This is a genomic window from Conchiformibius steedae (genome assembly GCF_014054725.1).
GTDB classification, from domain to species: Bacteria; Pseudomonadota; Gammaproteobacteria; order Burkholderiales; family Neisseriaceae; genus Conchiformibius; species Conchiformibius steedae.
On the sequence record NZ_CP059563.1, the window covers coordinates 637,150 to 659,432 of the forward strand.

At 49.2% G+C, this 22,283-nt stretch carries 19 protein-coding genes; 7 read left to right on the forward strand and 12 right to left on the reverse strand.

Going from position 1 to position 22,283, the window contains the following annotated elements:
• Nucleotides 1-19 precede the first annotated feature (19 nt).
• Nucleotides 20-748: a hypothetical protein gene (locus H3L98_RS03595; protein WP_182078424.1), complete on the reverse strand. Its 729-nt coding sequence runs from the start codon at nucleotides 746-748 to the stop codon at nucleotides 20-22.
• A 43-nt stretch (nucleotides 749-791) separates the two neighbouring features.
• Here H3L98_RS03595 and H3L98_RS03600 point away from each other — a divergent pair, with 43 nt between their 5' ends.
• Entirely contained in the window at nucleotides 792-1,262 is a 471-nt protein-coding gene (locus H3L98_RS03600; protein ID WP_182078425.1) for a hypothetical protein, read from the forward strand.
• A gap of 194 nt (nucleotides 1,263-1,456) precedes the next feature.
• Here the strand turns inward: H3L98_RS03600 and H3L98_RS03605 are convergent, their stop codons facing one another.
• Together H3L98_RS03605 and lipA are read right to left on the reverse strand one after the other, a co-directional pair.
• A complete protein-coding gene (locus tag H3L98_RS03605; RefSeq protein ID WP_027022422.1) occupies nucleotides 1,457-3,169 on the reverse strand; it encodes a hypothetical protein in 1,713 nt (570 codons plus the stop codon).
• Nucleotides 3,170-3,241: 72 nt separating this feature from the next.
• Entirely contained in the window at nucleotides 3,242-4,210 is a 969-nt protein-coding gene (gene lipA, locus H3L98_RS03610; protein WP_027022423.1) for a lipoyl synthase, read from the reverse strand.
• A gap of 238 nt (nucleotides 4,211-4,448) precedes the next feature.
• Here lipA and H3L98_RS03615 point away from each other — a divergent pair, with 238 nt between their 5' ends.
• Complete coding sequence (locus H3L98_RS03615; RefSeq protein WP_182078454.1) at nucleotides 4,449-6,683, forward strand: PIN domain-containing protein; 2,235 nt, start codon at nucleotides 4,449-4,451, stop codon at nucleotides 6,681-6,683.
• Between the two features lie 70 nt (nucleotides 6,684-6,753).
• On the opposite strand, the gene H3L98_RS03620 is transcribed toward H3L98_RS03615, so the two are convergent.
• From H3L98_RS03620 to H3L98_RS03655, 8 genes are all read right to left on the reverse strand, one after another.
• Nucleotides 6,754-7,716: an NYN domain-containing protein gene (locus tag H3L98_RS03620; protein ID WP_034333764.1), complete on the reverse strand. Its 963-nt coding sequence runs from the start codon at nucleotides 7,714-7,716 to the stop codon at nucleotides 6,754-6,756.
• A gap of 34 nt (nucleotides 7,717-7,750) precedes the next feature.
• Nucleotides 7,751-8,125 (reverse strand): hypothetical protein, encoded by a 375-nt coding sequence (locus H3L98_RS03625; protein WP_156932322.1) that lies wholly within the window; start codon nucleotides 8,123-8,125, stop codon nucleotides 7,751-7,753.
• The gene (locus H3L98_RS03630; protein ID WP_027022427.1) at nucleotides 8,115-8,582 is read right to left on the reverse strand and encodes a hypothetical protein; all 468 of its coding nucleotides are present in this window, start codon (nucleotides 8,580-8,582) and stop codon (nucleotides 8,115-8,117) included. Before H3L98_RS03630 ends, H3L98_RS03625 begins: the two co-directional genes overlap by 11 nt.
• Before the next feature lie 152 nt (nucleotides 8,583-8,734).
• Entirely contained in the window at nucleotides 8,735-9,097 is a 363-nt protein-coding gene (locus H3L98_RS03635; RefSeq protein WP_156932323.1) for a hypothetical protein, read from the reverse strand.
• 27 nt (nucleotides 9,098-9,124) lie between these two features.
• Nucleotides 9,125-9,730 (reverse strand): lipoyl(octanoyl) transferase LipB, encoded by a 606-nt coding sequence (gene lipB / locus H3L98_RS03640; RefSeq protein WP_027022429.1) that lies wholly within the window; start codon nucleotides 9,728-9,730, stop codon nucleotides 9,125-9,127.
• Nucleotides 9,730-9,999, reverse strand: a complete 270-nt coding sequence (locus H3L98_RS03645) for an HP0495 family protein (protein WP_027022430.1) — start codon at nucleotides 9,997-9,999, stop codon at nucleotides 9,730-9,732. Before H3L98_RS03645 ends, lipB begins: the two co-directional genes overlap by 1 nt.
• Before the next feature lie 73 nt (nucleotides 10,000-10,072).
• Entirely contained in the window at nucleotides 10,073-10,558 is a 486-nt protein-coding gene (locus H3L98_RS03650) for a TlpA disulfide reductase family protein (RefSeq protein WP_027022431.1), read from the reverse strand.
• A 156-nt stretch (nucleotides 10,559-10,714) separates the two neighbouring features.
• On the reverse strand, nucleotides 10,715-10,963 hold the full coding sequence (locus tag H3L98_RS03655; RefSeq protein WP_027022432.1) for a hypothetical protein: 249 nt from the start codon (nucleotides 10,961-10,963) through the stop codon (nucleotides 10,715-10,717).
• Nucleotides 10,964-11,269: 306 nt separating this feature from the next.
• On the opposite strand from H3L98_RS03655, the gene mltB reads away from it, so the two are divergent.
• The 5 genes from mltB (at nucleotide 11,270) to efp (ending at nucleotide 21,350) form a co-directional block, all read left to right on the forward strand.
• Nucleotides 11,270-12,382: a lytic murein transglycosylase B gene (gene mltB, locus H3L98_RS03660; protein WP_027022433.1), complete on the forward strand. Its 1,113-nt coding sequence runs from the start codon at nucleotides 11,270-11,272 to the stop codon at nucleotides 12,380-12,382.
• A 190-nt stretch (nucleotides 12,383-12,572) separates the two neighbouring features.
• Nucleotides 12,573-16,319, forward strand: a complete 3,747-nt coding sequence (locus tag H3L98_RS03665) for a tetratricopeptide repeat protein (RefSeq protein ID WP_051532127.1) — start codon at nucleotides 12,573-12,575, stop codon at nucleotides 16,317-16,319.
• Nucleotides 16,320-16,483: 164 nt separating this feature from the next.
• Nucleotides 16,484-16,999 carry a hypothetical protein gene (locus H3L98_RS03670; protein ID WP_182078455.1) on the forward strand — a complete coding sequence of 172 codons (516 nt, stop codon included), beginning with the start codon at nucleotides 16,484-16,486 and terminating at the stop codon, nucleotides 16,997-16,999.
• A 261-nt stretch (nucleotides 17,000-17,260) separates the two neighbouring features.
• Complete coding sequence (gene dnaE, locus H3L98_RS03675; protein WP_034333830.1) at nucleotides 17,261-20,707, forward strand: DNA polymerase III subunit alpha; 3,447 nt, start codon at nucleotides 17,261-17,263, stop codon at nucleotides 20,705-20,707.
• Nucleotides 20,708-20,789: 82 nt separating this feature from the next.
• The gene (efp, locus tag H3L98_RS03680; protein WP_027009733.1) at nucleotides 20,790-21,350 is read left to right on the forward strand and encodes an elongation factor P; all 561 of its coding nucleotides are present in this window, start codon (nucleotides 20,790-20,792) and stop codon (nucleotides 21,348-21,350) included.
• Nucleotides 21,351-21,416: 66 nt separating this feature from the next.
• On the opposite strand, the gene H3L98_RS11000 is transcribed toward efp, so the two are convergent.
• A complete protein-coding gene (locus H3L98_RS11000; RefSeq protein WP_338025828.1) occupies nucleotides 21,417-22,241 on the reverse strand; it encodes a septal ring lytic transglycosylase RlpA family protein in 825 nt (274 codons plus the stop codon).
• Between the last annotated feature and the right edge of the window lie 42 nt (nucleotides 22,242-22,283).

Below are 22,283 nucleotides of genomic sequence, written 5' to 3' on the forward strand. Positions count from 1 at the left end.
TATGGGCGGTATTGATTGTTCAGGCAGCCCGTCTGCATTCGGGGGCAGGTTTCGGTTCATAACGTGCTACGGTTTGTTTATAGGCATGGATAAAAGCATTTCTGCCATTTGAAGGATTGTTGTTTTTAACATCGCCCCCAAGGCTGTCCACATCATCTTGGCTACCGTCTGCCCAAAATATGCAGGGAAATAATCCCGCATTCATCAATACAAACGCTGTGGTATGACGGGCAGTGTAGGGGAAACGGTTGCCGTCTGCCAGATAATTGTAGCAATACAAGGCTCTGTCAAACGGGTTATGCAGTTTTTGTTCTTCGGTCATTAAGCGGTTTAACTCTGCTGCCGGATAAGCTGAATGATGGGAAACTGGTTTGTCCTGCTGATGCGGCGGCAAATCTTGTGTAATCAAAGCATGGCTGTTGATAATAAAGTCTTGAATGCTTGTGTGCTTAGCATCAAAGCACGATAACAGGTACTGATAGCTGCGCCACAAGTTTAACAGCATAACGGCATCGGCAAACGGTTTGGCGGCGGTACGCCCGTTTTTCAACAGGGTAAGCGTATCGTGCCAGTCGTAGCGGCTGCCTGACAGTCGTGCCGAGTGGTAAACAAAATCCATACCAATTTCCTCCTGATTGCGTGCGGAAGACAGCAGCACGGATAAAGGCAGACACTGGCTTAATCGGTGTAGGTATTGTTGTTCTGCCGCATTAAACAGCGTTGGCGGAGTTAAATCGGAACGGCACATATTGGCTGAATGGTAAGATATGTATTTTGCTGGGAAATTTAGAATGTCCCTGATTATCCCACCCACCAGCCGACAATGTTACATCAGCCTGATGGTTGCGCTCAACATTCACAGTCCCAACGGTACGGGCGATTGGCATTCTGCTGCTACTTTTGCCAAGCCTATGCCCCTGCATCTGTATGTGTGTGGCGACAACCAATCCTGCAATACCAATCCGCTTTTGGGTAGTACTGGTGTGATTGACGGCACACAAAGGCTAAAGCGTATGGGCATCGTTTCCGAACACACACCGGTTTTTATCGCCGACCACCCTCGAGCCTGTTTTGATTTGCTGTATGTGATGGTTTTACAGCAAGGCGCAATCAGAAGTGTGATTTTAGACGATTGGTTTCCCTGCTTTGCAGACAAACAGGCAGTGTATGCCTTAATTTGGCAAGCAGAACCACATTTAAGGTCGCAACAGCAGGAAAGGCTGGCATTGTGGAAGCAAAGAAACCCGTTAAACCATGATTAAAATTTTGGTGGTGGAATACCATGCGCTTTTGGGTAAATTGGAGGCGTATGTGCGAACCGGTGTGGTGGGGGTATTATGATGAGAACAAGTGGACTACTTGCCTACGCGCGTGGTGGTAGACAAGCCTATGAGAATGGGTGGTGGATTGGGGGAATGCTCATTTGATTCATAATAATCTCCTTGGATTGGTTGTGTCATTCTTTAATTTTGCCATAAACTTTTTCAGCAAAACTCTTAATGTCTTTATGAGTGTGCTTAAAAGTTGAAATATGATAAGAATGATTGGACGAAATTTTATCCCAAATTCCTTTATTGTAGGCTAATTCATGTAATAATTTCTTTAATAAAATTTCATCATCATTCGATTTTAGATAAATAAGAGCAGTATTGAAATGCTCGCTTTTACGTGCTTCAAATTCAATTAGCCAAAAAATCTTTTGTTGATACTCAATTTTTCCAATTAAAACCTTTCGTTTGATTCGCTTTTCAGAATCCAAGTAAGACCATTGCTTTTTATTGACAGGCTTTAATAATGGTATGAATAGACTTGTATTTTCATCAGAATAGAAATTAACACTCACATCTGCATAATTTTCCTCCAAGTATTCAATCATTTCAATGGTATGCTCAAATGTCGCTGCTAATGATTCCCGATGTTTTTGTATTGATTTTTCGGATTGTGTAGCGTCAATATTGGCTTGGAGGATTGTTGTTTGTCCTGATATACCCATATCTACACCCAGTCCCGTGGCTTGCGTATTTGTAGTGATAATACGGTGCTGTGCTTGATATTGATTAAAAGGCTTATCTAATTTTTCCACTTTCTTGCTATTTAAATCATCAAAGCAATTTATATTTAATTTAACTTGCAATGGTTGATGTGAATAAGCAGATTCATCTTGGTTCTGTATCGCTAAATTATCATCAGTTGTTGCTGTAGGCTGTTGTCGTTGATAAGGTTTTTTATCATTTTCGGCAATGTCGGTTTCCGGATTGGCTTTTCGTCCGTCATTGTGGCGAATAACAATCACATTAGGAAAAGGTGCGGAGCAGGAGCAAATTTCTGTTACTAAAAATCGGTCGTAGATAGGTATGCCACGAACAGTTAAATTGCTTGGCTCTGAAAATGGAAAGGGTGTTTTAAATAGTGGTAGTGTATTTGTTAAGTTAATACTTGCAATTTCAATTGCGCTTTTAATGCTTGTGAAACCTTGAAATGCAATTTCATTAGATAAAATACGAGCTAGAATGAAAGCTTCATTATCGGTATATTTTTGTGGCAAATGAATGATAACTTTATTATTTTCATTATCTGTATCATAAGAAATGGTTGAAAGTTTATCAGGATTAGAAAAAGCTAAATGCGCTAAATTAGTGGAACATGCATAATAAAAACGGATTATTTCCATTACGGGAAAAATAATGCCACGTTTATAAGTGTTGTGGGGAATTACTAAATAAGAAGTAGCTTGATTAGTTGATGGAAAATATTTTTGCAAGATTAATTTGCAGAATTTATTCTCTGCGTATTCTATTCTTTCATTACTATCAATTATTTGAAATTGATTAACATCAATCATCAACTTTTCAAATGTTGTGATTTCTGAAATGGCGTTTTCAAGTTGCTTGCAACCATTTTTCCATAATGAACCAATTGTTAAAATCGGCAAAGCACCAATATTTACATTACATTGACACCGTTGTTGCCATTCAAAATTTTCTGTACCGTTTTGCGTAAATTGAGAAAAGTCAGCTTTAGTTGCATCAGAAACTGGGCGCAGAATGACTTCAATCATTATATTATTGTTACGTTGCAATTTAGACGTGATTTCGCTTAAATAATCAATTCGCCACAATCGGTTGTCATGTGGAAATTCAGCAATCTCAATAATAGGTTGTTGAGTCATTTTTACACCCAGTTGCATTTATCGTTGTGAAATTCGCAAATAGCGATGTTTAGTCGCAAATAGCGTTAGAATTTACACTTTTAAGGCTTCTTCCGCCTGCACGTCGGCATGGTAGCTGGAACGCACCATCGCGCCGATTGCCGCATTGGTAAAGCCCATTTCATACGCTTCGGTTTCAAACTGCTTAAACATTTCGGGGGTAACGTAGCGCAACACGGGCAAATGTCCGTCAGACGGCTGCAAATACTGCCCCACGGTAATCATTTCAATATTGTGTTCGCGCATATCACGCATAATTTCGCGCACTTCGTCATCGGTTTCGCCCAAACCCACCATAATGCCCGATTTGGTAGGAATATGCGGCATCATCGCTTTATAACGGCGCAGCAGTTCCAAAGAGTGTTTGTAATCCGAACCGGGGCGTGCCTGTTTGTACAGGCGCGGGTGGGTTTCCAAATTGTGGTTCATCACATCGGGCGGATTTTTTGCCAAAATTTCCAAGGCAATATCCAAACGTCCGCGAAAATCGGGGACAAGGATTTCAATTTTGGTGTGCGGGCTGCGTGCGCGGATGGCGTTGATGCAGTCGGCAAAATGCTGTGCGCCGCCGTCGCGCAAATCGTCCCTATCTACCGAAGTAATCACCACATAGCGCAAACCCATCGCCGCCACGCTTTCGGCAAGATTGGCGGGTTCGTCGGGGTCAAGCGGATTGGGACGACCGTGTCCGACATCGCAAAACGGGCAGCGGCGCGTGCAAATATCGCCCATAATCATAAAAGTTGCCGTGCCTTTGCTGAAGCATTCGCCAATATTGGGGCAAGACGCTTCTTCACACACGGTGTGCATCTTTTGGTCGCGCAAAATATTTTTGATTTCAAAAAACTTTTTGCCTGTGGGGATTTTGGCGCGAATCCAACTGGGCTTTTTCAGTTTTTCTTCCAAAGGCACAACTTTAATCGGAATACGCGCGGTTTTGGCTGCGCCTTTGTGTTTCACGCCTTGGGCGTTGTTGGCGGGATTGGGGGTTTCTGTGGTCATGGTTTTGCTGTGGGTGGGGCAGAACGTTTGTCTGCAAACAAAAAATCATAACATATTGGCGCGGGGGTTTGAAACCGTTGCGGCAGATGTTTGCGTGTTTGGGTGCAGGCTTTGAAATTTTTATTTTTAAAATCAATCAAAACGGCAATTTTTGGGCGTTGTCTGCCTGTATCGGCTTGTTGAAACAGGAAAAATTTGATAAAAGAAAACTTGAGTAGTTGCGAGTAAGGAAAACCATATGCGCCATATTATGATTGATAATGAAAATGTTCATTTGAAAAATATTCCCGATTTGGGCAGCGAACCGTGCTGCTTGTGGCTGTTTACAGGGTTTTTGCAGGACAAAATCCCTACGGAACTGACACAAAGCCTGTTGGCATTGCAAAAAGACAATGTGCATACGGTGCAGCTGATTGATGTGGCGCAAACGGGCGACAATGCTTTGGATTTTTGCCTGACCTATCAAATGGGGCGCATTAGCAAGGAATATGGCGCAGAAAACGTGTGTTTTTGCGTGTTTTCTAAAGACAAGGGTTTTGATGCGGTTATCAATCATATGTTGGCGAACAAGCATTGTGCGTATGCGGTGCGCGTGAGCGACGGCAGTTTTTTAAGTTTGACGGAAGCGGAACTGCGCAGTCGGGTGAGTCCGCCCGTGCCTGCACCTTACAAACCGCAAAAGTCTTTTCATCCAAACCGCCTGTACGGACAAACACGCCATCAGGGGCGTGCTTTTGTACGGGAAACGCCTTATCTGCCGCCGCCCGAATATAAGGCGCTGCCGCCGTATCTGATTACGGTGAATATGGGCGCAGCCAAGGCTTGGGAGGGCTTGAAAAACCACCCCGAAGCCCGCGCCCGCAGCCGCAGCCATTTGGCATACCGTTTGAAAGAATTTGTGTTGAAAGACTGGCTGACCTATCCCGAACCGCGCCGCAGCAAGCTGGTGGAAGACATTATTGACCGTTTGCTGGAACAGGGCAGCCTGATACGGGACGGGCAGTCGGAACTGCTGGATTATGATTTTGTGTTTATGCAGCAGGCAGACGAATGGATTGGCAAGCTGTATGAATGGATTCAGCGGCGCAGCCCGAAACCGCCGCAAACGCGTGATGCTTTATTTAACTGGTTTCGGGTGCAATCGGGTTTGCACGAGCGGATGCCGCAGGCAGTGTTGGACAAGCTGGTGCAGATGTGCGTGTGGCGCGGGCTGATTTCCATTGGCGACGATGCGCGTGTGGCTTACCGTTTGTTAAGCCCGAAACACAAAACCGCCAAACCTGCTGCCGCTGCCCCTTCCCACGAATTAAACGCGCAGGATTCCGCCGTATATGCAGCAACTGCTGCGGTACAGGAAAGCGATTTGTTCCGCCATGCCGCTGCCGAAGGCATCAGCCGCGAGCTGTGGTTTGAAGAATGCGCCAAACAAATTGCCGCACAGCCGTTTTGGGCAGACAAATCCGCCGTAGAGAGGGAAGCGGCAGCAGGGCGCGTGTGGGCGTGTTTGCAGGAAAACCAGCTGATTGCTGCTGACCAAAACGGCTTGTTTGCCCCTGTGGACGAAACGCGGGCGCGTTATGATGCGGTGGTGGGACAGATTTGCCGCAGCATTATCGCCAAAGCATCCACCCGTCCGCGCAGCACCGACAAACTGTTAAAATCCTGCTTGGTGTTCCGTAACAAATATGCGCCTTTGGAAGTAGGGCATGTGCTGTATATCCTGCATTTGTGCCAGCACCGCGGTTATTTGGTGCTGCAGGCAGGGCAGGATGTGGTTTATCCGAATGTGCCTTTGCCGATGGAAGAAGTCTTGCCCGAAACGGGACAAGTTGAAACGGGACAAGTTGAAACGGGACAAGTTGAAACGGGACAAGTTGAAACGGGACAAGTTGAAACGGGACAAGTTGAAACGGGACAAGTTGAAACGGGACAAGTTGAAACGGGACAAGTTGAAACGGGACAAGTTGAAACGGGACAAGTTGAAACGGGACAAGTTGAAACGGGACAAGTTGAAACGGGACAAGTTGAAACGGGACAAGTTGAAACGGGACAAGTTGAAACGGGACAAGTTGAAACGGGACAAGTTGAAACGGGACAAGTTGAAACGGGACAAGTTGAAACGGGACAAGTTGAAACGGGACAAGTTGAAACGGAACAAGTTGAAACGGAACAAGTTGAAACGGAACAAGTTGAAACGGAACAAGTTGAAACGGAACAAGTTGAAACGCCAAACGGTAAACATGTCGGAGCGGCGGATGTGGAAAAACTGCTTGCCGGTGTGCGCCGCTTTATCGCAGGACGGACTGCCGAACAATTACCCGACAGTGATACGGGTTTGATGGATTTGTTAAAAAGTGCGGGTTTGCCGCCGCATTATGCCGAGCAGGCAGTGTATGAGCTGGTGAGGCACGGCGATGTGGCAATACATGCAGAAGCAGGCGGCTACCGTCTGACTTATACCGTTCAATCCTAAAATTTTGCAAAACAACAGCCTGTGTCTGCATCGGCACAGGCTGTTTAATATTACCAATTAAAATCAAGCATTAATCAGATGATTCTTCAAAAACAACATTGGCTGCCCGTCCGTTTTGCTCGTCTTTATGGGTGCTGTTCGGATTGGGATATTTGAATACTTCAAAGCTGACTTTATCGCCGCGTTTGATATTGTGTTGGCGGCTGTCTTTATGGATATTGCTGGCATAAAAGAAAAAATCGCCTTTATCGGTTTTAATAAAGCCATAGTTGTTAATCCAACGCTTAATCACACCTGATAATTTTTCGGCTTCGGCGGCGTGGTTTTGGGCTTTACGCAGCCAGTAATTGGGCGGAATCAATTCGTCTTTAGTCAGTTCGTAGCTTTCGGGCATGGCTTCAATAATAGCCCGTAAGGTTTCATGATTGTAATTGTGCGGGTCAAAATCGGGCATAATATTGCGGATGGATGTGCCCAAATGCGCCAAGCTTACCCAGCCTTCATCATCTGTTTTGGAATTGGCATAGGCATTGTCAAGCAAATATTCTAAAGACATGCCAGCCGCACTTTCGTCCGTATCGGTTTGGGTAGTGGTGCTGTAGAGCGAGAGTTTTTCAATATGTTTGAACTGATTGCAGGATTTAATCCACAAAGAATTGGATTTTTGTTCGCCGATACCCAAAACAAACAAGCCGTATTCGCGGATTTTTAAAGCCAGACTGTAAAAGCCCGTATCGCTGCTGACAATGCACATGGCATTGATTTCTTTATTGGTGTTTGCTAATTCAATCGCATCCATAATAATGGCGTGGTCGGTGGCTTGCGAGGCGTTGCGGAACTGTTGTACGGGGCGGACGGGAATTTGCAGCAGCAATTCTTTCCAGCCGTTCATGTTTTGTGTGGTCCAGTCGCCGTAAATTCTGCGGACAAGGATTTCGCCGTCTTTTGCCACTTCGCTTAAAATGGGTTCGAGATAGCGCGGGGAAATATTGTCGCCGTCAATAAAAATGGCGTATTTTTTGGTTTCGTTCATGGGTGGGACTTTTTTGTGAATAAATGGGGTTGGTTTAGGATTTTCTATCCTTGTCGTTTGGTGGTGGTCTTTTTAGGATAAACTTGGTGCTGCGTGGTGGCTTCTTACTGTGCCTCCATGCGATAAAGGAAGAAAGGGCTGTACCGATAATCAAAGCAATGGCAACAATCCAAGCCGAGAACATCATTATGATGTATGGGAATAGAGCAAAACCGACACCGAACGGAATTATTAATGAAAATACAAAGATAATGAATACTTCTATGCCAGCAAAAGCCATGCTGATGGTAAACGTATGTTGTGTTGTTGGGGAATGCCTTTTGATTACCAAGAAAATCAGTAAGGCAATAATCATAACAATGGGAAGAATAAATAACTTATCAATATTATTTTCTATTTCACTTTTCATTGTCTGATTCCTTGTCGTTCTCGTCTGCCGGTGGTTTTTTGAGGGTAAACGTGGCTTTTTGTGGCGGCGGTGGCGGTTCAGAGCCGCGAGACCATGTGATTAAGGCAGAAACTACCGTGCCGATAATCAAAGAAACAGCAGCAATCCAAGGCAGCAAGAATATCATGGCAATTGCACCAATTAAAACACCAACACCTTGCGGAATGACGATGGCACAGGCAATAAAAACAATGCCTGCCATGATTTTGCCCACAATCGCACTGATGATAAATGCGCGCTGTGTACTTGCTGAATCCTTGTCCGTGATTAAGAAAATCAATAAAAAAATAATAATACCAATCGGCAGACCAAACAATGTGTTCATATCGTCAGGTATGGGTAAACCGAGACTAAGCGGTGCTGCCCATGCCGATGCGCTGGCAAACAACATTAAAGCTGCGGCTAATGCTTTTTTCATCAAAAGTTCCTTTTTGGTTTGAAACACTGTCGTTGACGGCAATAAAATCAGCTTTTGTTCGGGCGGGGTGTTACCCCGTCCGAATCAGGGCAACACATAGGGCTGTGCTTGATGTGCAACCCTGTGTGTTGAAATATCGGGTTTGCCTGAATTTAGGATTCGTTGTCGTTATTGTCTGGCGGCGGTTTTCTTCGGATAAGGATGGTTTTGCGCAGGGGTGGTTTGGATTTGTGCCGCCATGTAATGAAGGTAGAAATGGCGGTACCGATAATCAAAGCAGCAGCAATCGTCCAAATAGAGAAATTCAGCAGGAACATGAAGGCGAATAGAATACCAATGAACGGGATGGCGATGGAAAGGATAAGGAGAAGGTATATGATAATACTGAAAACAATCGCGCTGATTATCCATGCACGCTTGGTGGTTGGGGAATGCCTATTGCCAATTAAGTAAAGCAGTAAAACCGCAATAATCGCCAGCGGTAGAATAAATAATTCCCCTATATGGTTTTCCATTGCCTGATTCCTTTTGGTTTGGGTAGTTTAACTACTCAATTCCTGCTGCAAATAACCGCTTAATTTATCCGCCACTTCATCAAACGGCGGTACATTGTCTAATAAATCCGCCATCTGCACCATTTCCATGCCCGCATAGCCGCAAGGGTTAATCATTTGAAACGGCGACAAATCCATATTGATATTCAGTGCCAGCCCGTGATACACCGAGCCGTTTTTAATCCGCAAACCCAGCGAGGCGATTTTGCGTCCGTTTACATACACCCCAGGGCGTTGCGGGTCGGCGGCAGCGGCGATGCCGTAGTCGGCAAGGGTGCGGATAATGGCGTTTTCCAGTGCAGACACAATGGAGCGGACGCTTTGTTTGCGCCGTTTAAAATCAATCAGGGTATAAACCACCAACTGCCCTGGTCCGTGGTAGGTAATTTGTCCGCCGCGGTCAATCTGTACCACAGGAATATCGCTTTGCCGCAGCAGGTGTTCGGCTTTGCCCGCCATGCCTTGCGTGAACACGGGCGGATGCTGAACCACCCACAATTCGTCTTCGGTATCGGCATGGCGATTGGCGTTAAAGTCTTTCATGGCTTGGAACACGGGCGCGTATTCTGCCAAGCCCAGTTTTTTGATTTTCATTAAAAAACCACTTTTACCATCGGGTGGGAAGTAAGGGTGCGGTAAATATTGTCCAGTTGTTCTTGGTTTGTTACATGGACTTTAATGGTTGCGCCTTGGTAGTTGCCGCCGCTGCTGGGGCGCAGGGTAATGTCGGCGGAAGTGGTGGCAGGGGCGTGGGGCTGAACGGCTGCCAGCATTTGCGCGGCAAAGTCGGGGTGTTGTGCGCCCATGGCTTTGATGTTGAAATCGCAGGGAAATTCAATTAGGGGTTTTTGTGGTTCGGACATGGTTTTACCTTGTATGTTACAGAAAACAGGCTGTCTGAAAACGCTTCAGACAGCCTATGAATCATAACAGAATTTACGCTTTTTTGCCTTTGCAGGCGTTTTGGGCTTTGCTCACGGCTTGGTCCAAACGGGCAAGGGTTAGTTCGCCGACAATCGGCTCTTCATAAGCGCATTGGGGGGCGCGGACAACGGTGTAGGGCAGTGCGCCTACTTTGTTGCCGTAGCTTTTCATCAGGTTGCGGCTGTCTTTGCCGGTGTAACGCCAAATGGGATAGGACACGGGCGTGGTTTGCAAAAATTTGCTGATGTTTTCGGAAGTATCTAGGGCGATGCCTGTCATAAACACTTTTTGTTTTTTGCCTTTGCTGGCATACCATTTGGACATATCGGGCATTTCTTTGCGGCAGGGGGCGCACCATGCTGCCCAAAAGTTAATGACTTGTACCTGTGCTTTGGAGGGGACGGTTTGGGCTTTGTTGTCGGGGTGGCGGGCGAAATCGGCGGCGTGAACGGAAGCGGCAGCCAGCAGCGCCGACAGTGCCAAAACGGTTTTTTTCATCATGTTATGTTTCCTTATATGTGAAGTAAAATCCAAAAAAATGCGTGAATCATCACGCGGGGAAAATTATAGGCGATAAACCGTGGCGGGAAAAGCAGTCGGGCAAAACGTGAAGCCCCGCACCAAATTGGGGCGGGGCAAGTGCGAATAAAGGGATTAGGACAGCGCCCAACCACGTATGGTCATGATTTTTTGGTCTGCTTTCAGTTCGCATTTAAAACCTTTGCGCTCGTAGTATGCCAGTACGTCGTGCATAGAGGTGGTAACGTCGCCGACATAGACTTGGCATTCGCGTTTGCCGCAGGATACGGCGTGGCGGATTTCCGAATCAATGTCGTTGAGCAAAAGCTGGTTTTGAATTTCCCACAAGCGTACAAACTGGCTTTTGGCAGATTCTAAATCCATAATGTGTTCCTTAATTGAATGCCGGTACGGGGAACAATCCCAAACCGCAGCTTCGCCATGCGTACCGTAGCGGGGTACGGCGGTGGTGGTTGGTGTAAATGCCCGTAGCGGGCGAAACAGGCGCTATTATAGCAATAAAGATGCACTTTTGCGCCGTTTTGCCCGTGTGCGGCGGGTGGCAGACGGGAAGTTGTGGCAATTGTGGCATAATAGCGGTGGTCGGGCAATCGTTGCGACTGGGTCGGTAGATAAAAAAATAATGGCTGACTAAATGGTATTTTATTGTAAATAAAGGATTTTATTTTGATGAAAAAATTTTTGGGCATGGTGTCGCTGGCAGTATTGGCGGCGTGTGGGGCAGAGCCGCAGGGCATCACACCGCAAACATCGGGCACGGCGGCTTCGCAGGAAGTGTTGATGCCGCCGCCTGCACACGAAAAACGCCCTTCAGTTGCGCCTGCACCCGTGCCGTTTTTTAACGCGCCCGCATCGGGTGTGGCTTACGGCTATGCTGCCAATGCCAATGTGCAGGCATTTAGCGAATATTATGCACAGCGCGGCATTAGCCGTGCTGCTTTGGACGATTTTTTTGCGCGTGCGGGCTACCGTGCGAATCTGATTCGTTTAATGGACAAACCCGGAACATCGCGCCCGTGGTACGAATTTCGCCGCAATAATGTACCTGCTGCCAAACTGGCGGCGGGACGGCGTTTTTATGCCGCTAACCGCGCCGTGATTGACCGCGCCGCGCAACAATACGGCGTACCCGCCGAAATTATTGTTGCCATTATCGGTATTGAAACCAATTATGGCGCGAACAAAGGCAATATCCGTGTGGCGGATTCGCTGGCAACGCTGGCGTTTGATTATCCGCGCCGTGGCGCGTTTTTTCAAAACGAGTTGGTGGAATTTTTAAAACTGGCGCAGGAAGAAGGGCGCGACCCGATGGGCTTTACGGGCAGTTTTGCAGGGGCGATGGGTATGCCGCAGTTTATGCCGTCCAGCTATCGCAAATGGGCGGTGGATTTTGACGGCGACGGTCGCCGCGATATTTGGAACAGCGTGGCAGATACCGCCGCTTCGGTTGCCAATTATATGAAAGTACACGGCTGGCAGACGGGCGGACGCATGATTGTGCCTGTTGCGCTGAATATTACCCCGCAGCTGCAAGCGGTAATTGATGAAAAAACCGCGCTCAATTACACGGTGGCGCAGTTAAAACAAATGGGCGTGATGCCTTTGGCAACGGTGTCAGACCATGAAAAAGCGGTTTTGTTCCGTTTGGAGACTGCGCCCAATCAATATGATTATTTTATCGGTTTGAATAATTTTTACACGGTTTGGCAGTATAACCACAGCCGTATGTATGTAACGGCGGTGCGTGATATTGCCGCAGGCGTGGGGGCATACGGTTTGTAGGTTTGTGGGTATCGCGCAACGGCGGTTGCCTGTGGTGCGATGCCCTGCAAACGGGCAAATACGGCACTTGCGCGGCAGTGCGGACGGGCGGAACGCGCCGCCGAAAGTTTTAAATTTGTGCAAAACTCTGTTAATATAAGCATTCGTTCCACCCCTATCTGATTTTGCGATTTTCCAAAATAAAACAATTATGAAAACAGCCATTGTTACGACCAAATTCAAACAGGCGCTGGCGGCTTGCGAAGCAGGCGATTATGCCGTTGCCCACCCTTTGTTTTTGCAGGCGGCGGCACAAAAATCCACCCGCGCCCAATACCATTTGGGCAAACTGTATGCCGAAGGCTTGGGCGTGGCGCAAGACCCGATTAAAGCCGCCGACTGGTTCCGTCAGGCAGCAGAACGCGGCTATCCGCCCGCACAGGCAAAACTTGCCGAACTGTATGCCAACGGCTTGGGTGTGCCTTTGGATTACCGTCAGGCGGCGCAATGGTTCAAACTGGCTGCCGAGCAGGAAGACAAAACCCCAGAACACCGTTTGCAGGAAGCCCGCGATGCCTACGAGCGCGCCGATTACGATGCGGCGCTGTCGGGTTTTCAAGAATTGGCAGAAGAAAACAGCGATACCGCACAATATTATTTAGGCGAAATGTATGCTGCGGGTTTGGGAACGGAAACCGATGCCGCCCAAGCCGCCGAGTGGTACAAACTCGCCGCCAACCAAGGTTATCTGCAAGCCCAAGTTAAATTAGGCAAAATGTATGCCAACGGCACGGGCGTGGAACAGGATTACCGCGAAGCAGCGTTGTGGCTGGACGAAGCGGCGCGTCAGGAAGAAAACAATACCGCCAATTTGTATGTCAAAGCACTGGCTTCCTATCAGCAAAACGACTATGCCGCTGCTTTGGGAATGTTCCGCACTTTGGCAGAACGCGGTTACGATGAAGCGCAATATTATTTGGGCAGTATGTACACCCACGGTTACGGCGTGGCAAAAGACGATGTCCGCGCTGCCGACTATTATTTTCAAGCGGCTCAACAAGGCTATCCCTCTGCCTTAACCATGGTGCGCCAGCTGGCACAAACGCAAGCGGTGGCGCAGTATTATTTGGGCGAGTTGCACCGCAGCGCGGCGGGTTTGCCGCAAGACGATGTGGCGGCTGCCGACTGCTATTTAAAAGCCGCCCAACAAGGCTATACCCCCGCACAAGCGCGTATGGGCGAGCTGTATGCACACGGGCGCGGCGTACCGCAGGATTATCAGCAAGCCGCCGCATGGTATGCCAAAGCCGCACGCGGCGAACCTTCCGCCACGCCCGCCGCTTTAACACATCAGCCCGTGCCGACTGCCCCGCACTTAAAACGCAGCATTCCCGTAGCAGCTGTACCGCACTTGCCTGTGCAGGAAGCGGTTGTGCCTGTGGTAGAAACGGCTGCACCTGTTGTTCCAGCCGCTCCAGTAGAAGCATCTGTTGTTCCTGCGGCTGGTGTTGTGCCTGTGCAAGCTGCCGAAGCTGCACCGCAAGCCCTTACCGCACAACCCACTGTCGCCGAATTAGCCGCTGCTGCAGCATCACAACAGCAAAATCAATCTGCTAATCAAGCTGCACCCATTCCGACTGCGCCCACAGCACCCCCAGCCGCAGCGGAAACACCCTCACAAGCTGCCGAAGCTGTACCGCAAGCCGTTACCGCGCAACCTACTGTTGCCGAATTAGCCGCTGCATCATCACAGCAACATCAATCTGCTAATTCAACTGCGTCCGCAGCACCCCAAGCCGCAGCAGAAGCACCCGCGCAAACTGCTGTACCTACACAAGCTGCCGAAGCTGCGCCACAAGCCCTTACCGCACAACCCACTGTTGCCGAATTAGCCGCTGCCGCTGCATCGCAACAAAATCAGCCCCAGCAAGCTGCGCCTGCTGTTCCGTCTGAACAAGCTGCACCGCAAGCAGCACAAACGGCTGCTGCGCCCGAAGCTGTGCCTGTCAAACAATTTGCCCAACAACCGCAGCCCACTGTCGCCGAGTTAGCTGCTTTTGCTGCATGGCAACAAAAAAATCAAGCCGCTCACCAAGACACACCTGCTGTTGCCCCGCAAACTGCGCCCGCTGCACCCCAAGCCGCAGCGGAAACGCCCGCGCAAGCCGTTGTGCCTGCACAGGCTGCCGAAGTTCCCCCGCAGCCGACTGTGGCGGAATTGGCTGCCGCTGCCGCCGCAAAAGCAGCCACAGTAACCCCAGCCCCTGCCGTTGTGCCTGCCGCGCCACAGCAAACAGCGCTGGAAACACCACAGCCTGCACCGTCTGCCGCTGCCCCGAAAACCGTAGCCGAATTGGCAGCAGCCGCTTCTGCTGCAGCACACCAGCAGCCACCTGCGGCGGCGAAGCCCGTGTTTGAAATGTTGGACGATGAAGAAGCCGACCGACAAGAAGCCGAAGCCGAAGAAGCCGACCGTTTGGCAACCGAAGAATCCGAGCGTGAACGCGAACGCGCCGAAGAAATTTTACGGGCAGAAATGATTGCATCTGCACACGCAGAAGCCCTTGCCGCGGCACAGGCGCACACCGCTTTGCGCGAACGCGCCGCTAATGCCGTGCAGGTTAATCACCGCCAAAGCGACCGCCAAGTTGCCAAATCCGCCGCGCAAATGGTTGCCAAAGCCTTGGGCGAGCCGTTTAAAACCGTGGCAGACGTGATGGCGGAACAGCGCGAGCGTTATCCCGCCGCTGCCCCCGAGCCGCGCCGTGAAGCCGTTGCCCCCATACAACGCGGCGGCAGCAACCGTCCTGCCCAACACGATGAAAGTTTGGTGCAGATGTTCGGACAAGCGGTGTCGCTGTATGAAGAAGAAGACTACGGCGCAGCTTTCCCGCTGTTTCAAACCTTGGCAATCAAAGGCAATGTTGAAGCCCAATATTATTTGGCAACCTTGTTTGACAACGGCTACGGCGTACCGCAAGACGAACAGCAAGCCGCTGTGTGGTATCGCAAAGCCGCCGACCAAGGACACATGGCAGCGCAATACAATTTGGGCGTGTCGTATGCCAAAGGTCAGGGCGTGGCGCAAGATTACGCGCAAGCCGTGGAATGGTACCGCGAAGCCGCCGCACAAGGTTACACTGCTGCACAAAACAACTTGGGCGAACTGTACGCCCACGGTTTGGGTGTGGAACGCGATTTAAGCGAATCTTCCCAATGGTTTGCCAAAGCTGCCGAACAGGGCGATGCCGTAGCGCAATACAATTTGGGTATTGCTTACGCCAATGGTCGCGGCGTGCCGAAAAACGAAGCGAATGCCTTGGAATGGTTTAAAAAATCCGCCGCACAAGGCAACGCCGCTGCCCAATACAATATGGGCGTGCGTTACGAAAGCGGTCAGGGCGTGCCGCAGGATTACCATTTGGCGGTACAGTGGTATCTGAAATCCGCCGAACAAGGCTATCCCAACGCGCAAAACAATTTGGGTTTGCTGTATGCAGACGGACACGGCGTGGAACAAGACACCGACAAAGCCGCCGACTGGTGCGAAAAAGCCGCCGAACAAGGTCATGCTGATGCCCAATTTAATTTGGGATTGCTGTACGCACAAAGCCTTGACAGCATTGAAGGACAACGCCAAGCCGCCGCATGGTATCTGAAAGCCGCCAAACAAGGACACGCCGCCGCACAAACCAATCTTGCCGTTGCCTATTTTAACGGCTGGGGCGTGGACCAAAGCCGTGATGAAGCGGTAACATGGTATAAAGCTGCTGCCGAACAAGGCGTGGTGGCAGCGCAATACGGTTTGGGCTGGCTGTATTTCCACGGTTCGCCGCCTGATTACGATGCCGCCGAAAAATGGTGGGGCGAAGCCGCCAAGCAGGGCGACAAAAACGCCCAACAAGGCTTGGCAGAATTGGCGCGTCGCCGCCAGCAGCAGGCGCAACATTCTGATTAAGCAACCATGATTTTGTACCCGCATCACCGCTTAAACGGTGAAGCGGGTTTTTTGCGTGTTACGGTTTTTAAGATTACAATCTATTACAAATAAGCTTGTTTTTCAGACAGGTTAAAGAAACCTTGAGCAGCAGCCATCGCACCCATTCAACAGGAAAAACCCTTATGAAAACCATTAAATTGCTGTATATCGTTACTTTTTCAATGTTTTTATTTTCATGCACAGAAAAGCAAGAAAATAAAGCCCAGCACCCTGCTCCTGTGGTGTATGACTACAGAGATGAAAAAAATCAAGATGCTTATTCAAGATATAGGCGAGCCAATAAGGTAGATTGGGTGACTTTTAATTCAGATGAAATCAGAAAAACATTAGGTAAACCAACCATACCCGATGGTATTCACGGAAAAATTTATATCCATAAAATAGAAGCACGACATCAAAGGACTTTAGATACTTTTACCAGTAAAGAAGAAATGATTAACTATTATGGTTCTAAATTTTCAAAAAAAACCTGCAAGGAGAATAATGTACAAGGATTAGTGTGTTTGGAAAGTAAGACGGTATATAACTATTTTTACTTGCCCAATATTAACACAAATCTTTCAAAAAGAACTAATTTTCCCAGTTTTTTGTTTGCTTGTGATAGAGGGGGGATTTTAACTGTAGTACTACAAAAATAGCATCTCCCCTCCCCTACAATATAAGTGTACGTATTCACTTTAATCATCCAAGCTATATCTTCCCTATTTTGGATTATATTGATCAACACTTTTACAACACATTAGGAGTTTATTTATGGCAACCTTTACCCAATAAAAAGTAGTGCCATCACGCGGGGTATGATGCTTGGTGTGGCAGTAAAAAAGCATGGGAAACGAAATATCGGCAGGCACCAAAACCGCCTGTGTTAAAATTCCCCGTTTGTTTTCAGGCTGCCCGCGATGACCGTTCCCAATTTTATCCCCCTACGCGCCCACACCGAATTTTCGATTACCGACAGCACCATCCGTATTCCCGATTTGGCAAAACGCGCCGCCGAATTGGGTTATCCCGCGCTGGCAGTCAGCGATTTGATGAATTTGTTTGGCGCGTTAAAGTTTTATCAGGCGTGTCGCAAACAAGGCATTAAGCCCATATTGGGCGCAGACGTGCGTATCGCCAACCCCGACCGTGCCGATGCGCCGTTTCGCAGCCTGTTGTTGGTGCAGAATAAACAGGGCTACCGCCGTTTGTGCGAACTGCTTACCCGTGCTTATACCGACCCGCAGCGCAACCACCATCATCCCGAATTGCGCCCTGAATGGCTGGACGAAAGCAGCAACAGCGGTTTGATTTGCCTGTGTGGGGCAGCGGCGGGCGAAATCGGCACGCATCTTGCCGCCAATCATCCCGAACGCGCCCGCGCCGCTGCCGAGCGTTACGCTGCGCGTTTTCCCGATGCTTTTTATTTGGAACTGCAACGCCTGCCCGAACACCCCGCTTGGGAAACTATCGTATCTGCCAGTTTGAAACTGGCTGACGAATTGGATTTGCCTGTTGTCGCTACCCATCCCACCCAGTTTTTGCACGAAGACGATTTTAAAGCCCACGATGCCCGCGTTTGCATTGCCGAAGGGCGCGTGTTGGTAGACCGAAAACGTCCACAACCCTTTGTCCGCAGCCAATATTTCCCCACGCCCGAGCAAATGGCGGAACGTTTTGCCGATTTGCCCGAAGCCCTTGAAAACAGTTTGGAAATTGCCAAACGCTGCAATTTTACCTTTACACTGGGGGAAAACTTTTTACCTGATTTTCCCACACCTGACGGGCAAAGCCTGAACGATTATTTGCGCGAATTGTCGCATCAGGGTTTGCTGGCGCGGCTGGCGCACTTGTTTCCCAATGAAGCGGAACGCGCCGACAAATTGCCCGAATATCAGCAACGCCTTGAATTTGAATTAAATACCATTGTGCAAATGGGCTTTGCGGGTTACTTTTTGATTGTACAGGATTTTATCAATTGGGCGAAAAACAACGGTTGTCCTGTCGGACCGGGGCGCGGTTCGGGCGCGGGTTCGTTGGTGGCGTACGCGCTGGGGATTACCGACCTAGACCCGATTGCCTACGCGCTGCTGTTTGAGCGTTTTTTGAATCCAGAGCGCGTGTCCATGCCTGATTTTGATATTGATTTTTGTCAAAACAACCGTGGGCGCGTGATTGAATATGTGCGCCAAAAATACGGTACAGAAGCGGTTAGCCAAATTGTAACTTTTGGTACGATGTCGTCCAAAGCGGTGATTCGTGATGTGGGGCGCGTGTTGGAACTGCCGTTTGGTTTGTGCGACCGTTTGTCCAAACTGATTCCGCTGGAAGCCAACCGCCCTTTGCCTTTGCAGGCGGCTTTGGAAGCCGAGCCTGAAATCTTACGCCTGATTGAAGCAGAAGAAGCGGAAGAGTTGTTAAATCTGGCGTTGAAGCTGGAAGATTTAACCCGTAATTTGGGCATGCACGCAGGTGGTGTGTTGATTGCCCCTGGTAAAATCGCCGATTTCTGCCCCGTGTATCAGGCAGACGAATCGTCTTCGCCCGTGTCCATGTACGACAAGGGCGATGTGGAAGACGTGGGCTTGGTGAAGTTTGACTTTTTGGGACTGCGTAACCTGACCATTATTGAAACCGCGCAAAACTTTATCCGTCAAACCACAGGTAAAGACATTGATATTGCAGCAATTGATTTGACAGACCAAACGGCGTATCAGATTTTCCGCGATGCCAACACGACTGCGGTGTTCCAGTTTGAGTCGCCTGGTATGAAAAAAATGCTGTTGCAGGCGCAAAACACCAGCCGTTTGGAAGAAATTATCGCCTTTGTGTCGCTGTATCGCCCTGGTCCGATGGATTTGATTCCCGATTTTATTGCGCGGATGAAAGGGGCGAAGTTTGAATACATGCACCCTTTATTAGAGCCTGTGCTTGAACCAACTTACGGCATTATGGTGTATCAGGAACAGGTGATGCAGGCAGCGCAGGTGATTGGCGGTTACTCGCTGGGCGGTGCGGATTTGTTGCGCCGCGCCATGGGCAAAAAGAAGCCCGAAGAAATGGCAAAACACCGTGATATTTTTGCCGAAGGCGCGGAAAAACAAGGCATCAGCCGCGAAAAAGCCGATGAAATCTTTGACTATATGGAAAAGTTTGCCGGTTATGGCTTTAACAAATCCCACGCCGCTGCCTATGCCTATGTTTCCTACCAAACCGCATGGCTGAAAGCCCATTATCCCGCCGAATTTATGGCGGCGACCATGTCCAGCGAATTGGACAACACCGACCAGCTTAAAGTTTTTTATGACGATGCCCGCAGCCGCATGAACGGCATCAGCTTTTTACCGCCCGATATCAACGAATCCGAATACCGATTTATCCCCTTAAAAAACAAACAAATCCGCTATGCACTCGGCGCGATTAAAGGCACGGGCGAAGCGGCGGTGCAAAGCATTGTCGCAGCACGGGAAAAAGGCGGCAAGTTTAAAAACCTGTTTGACTTTTGCGAACGTGTCGGCAAACAGCATGTAAACCGCCGCACCGTAGAAGCCCTGATTCGCGGCGGCGCGTTTGACCGCATTGAACCCAACCGCGCCATGCTGCTGGGCAATGTGGAAGCGGCGATGCAGCACGCCGAACAAAAAGCCAATAATGCCAATCAAGGCGGCTTGTTTGATATGTTTGAAGACGCCATTGAAGCCATAAAAATGACCGAAATCCCCGCTTGGGACGAAAGCACGCGCTTGGCGGAAGAAAAACAGGTATTGGGTTTTTATATGAGCGGGCATCCGTTTGCCCCGTATGAAAAAGAAGTCCGCCGTTTGGCAAGCACACCCTTGGCGAAATTGCGCCCGCACAGTGAAGTGTTGCGTGTGGCGGGATTTGCCACGCAGGTGCGCCACATTAACGGCAAAAACGGCAAAAAAGTATTGATTCAGTTAGAAGATGTCAGCGGCGGACGTGAAGTGACCGTGCGCGGTGAACTGCTGAATACACTCTCGCGCGATACCTTAAAAGCCGACCAGATTTTGGTGTGCGAATGCCGTGTGCGCGAAGACACCTACAACGGCGAAGGCGGATTGAGCATTTACGCCCATGCCGTTTACACGCTGGACGAAGCCCGCGCCGCTTACGCCCGCAGCCTGACTTTGCGCCTGAATCCGCGCAGCCCTGTGGATAAAGTGGCGGAACTGTTGCGCCCCTATGTCGACCCCGAAAACGGCACGGTGCGCCTGCGTTTGTGTTATGCCAATGCCCAAGCATCGGGCGAGCTGCTGCCCGACCCCGAACAATGGTATTTAAGCCCCGATATTGAGTTGCCCAAACGCTTGGCGGAATTATTGGGTGCAGAAAATGTGGAATGGTAGGCAAACGCGCGTTCATTGCTTCCACGCTGCCTATCCGTTAAAATAGCGCGTTTTTATTTTGTAGAACTAAAGGATTTCCCTTATGAAAACCGCTCAAGAATTGCGTGCCGGCAATGTGTTTATGATTGGTAATGACCCGATGGTGGTGCAAAAAACCGAATACATCAAAGGTGGTCGTTCGTCTGCCAAAGTGAGCATGAAGCTGAAAAACCTGCTGACCGGCGCGGCTTCTGAAACCATTGTGAAAGCCGATGATAAATTTGACGTGATTGTATTGTCGCGCAAAAACTGTACTTACAGCTATTATGCAGACCCGATGTATGTGTTTATGGACGAAGAGTTCAACCAATACGAAATTGAAGCGGAAAACATTGGCGATGCGTTGAAGTTTATCGTAGACGGTATGGAAGACGTGTGTGAAGTTACCTTCTATGAAGGCAATCCGATTTCTGTGGAACTGCCTACCATTATCGTGCGTGAAGTGGAATACACCGAACCTGCGGTAAAAGGCGATACTTCGGGCAAAGTGATGAAAACCGCGCGTTTGGTTGGCGGTACCGAAATTCAAGTGATGGCGTATGTGGAAAACGGCGATAAAGTGGAAATCGATACCCGTACCGGCGAATTCCGCAAACGTGCTTAATGCTTAATCATTAAAATAGACGCCCGCTGTGAAAAACAGCGGGCGTTTTTGTGTATGCCGTGTGCCTTAAATTACGCGGGCAAGGTTGCGGCTCAAACGCAGCTTGGGTGCAGCAGGTGCGGCTTGCGGCGCAGCTGGGTTGCCAAAGAAAATATCTTTGCCTGCAGCGGCTGGAGTGCTGTTTTGAGCAACCGGTGCAGCAGCTTCTGCGGGCTGACGGCTGAAAAACAGCGGCAGATTGTCGGTGGCAGGAACAAACGCACCTTCAATTTGTGCGGTTTCCACTACGCTGCTGTCGGCAGCATACAGCAGGGCATCGGTGCTGTCGGTGTAGTAGTCTTCCGCATCTGCCGAGGCTTTAAACAGGGCAGGGCGACCGCCGTGCAGGGCTTCCACACGCACTTTTGCCATGCCTTGTTTGACAAAACCCAAACGGGCGGCAGCGGCTTTAGACAAATCAATCACGCGTTTGCCGTGGAAAGGTCCGCGGTCGTTGATGCGTACAATCACGTTTTTGCCGTTATCCAGATTGCTGACGCGTACCACCGTACCCAGCGGCAGGGTTTTGTGGGCAGCGGTTAGGGCGTGCATATTGTAACGTTCGCCGTTGCTGGTTTTTTTACCGTGAAACCCCGGACCGTACCAAGAGGCTTTGCCGGTTTGGACAAAGTTTTTGGCACTTGCCAAGGGGTGATAACGCACGCCTTTAACCACATAGCTGCGTTGGGTGGCTTTTTGGGCGCGTTTGGTTTTCAGTGCCTGTTTCACGGGTTTGACAGATTGCGCCCGCACGGTAAAGGTGGGTGCAGCTTGGGCGCGGTTAATCAATGCCGTACCGATTAACATCAGGGCAATCACGACTATAAAGAAAATATCTTGTTTTTTAGACAAGGGGTCATCCAATTCTTGAGTTGTTGAAGTGGGTAAAATCAG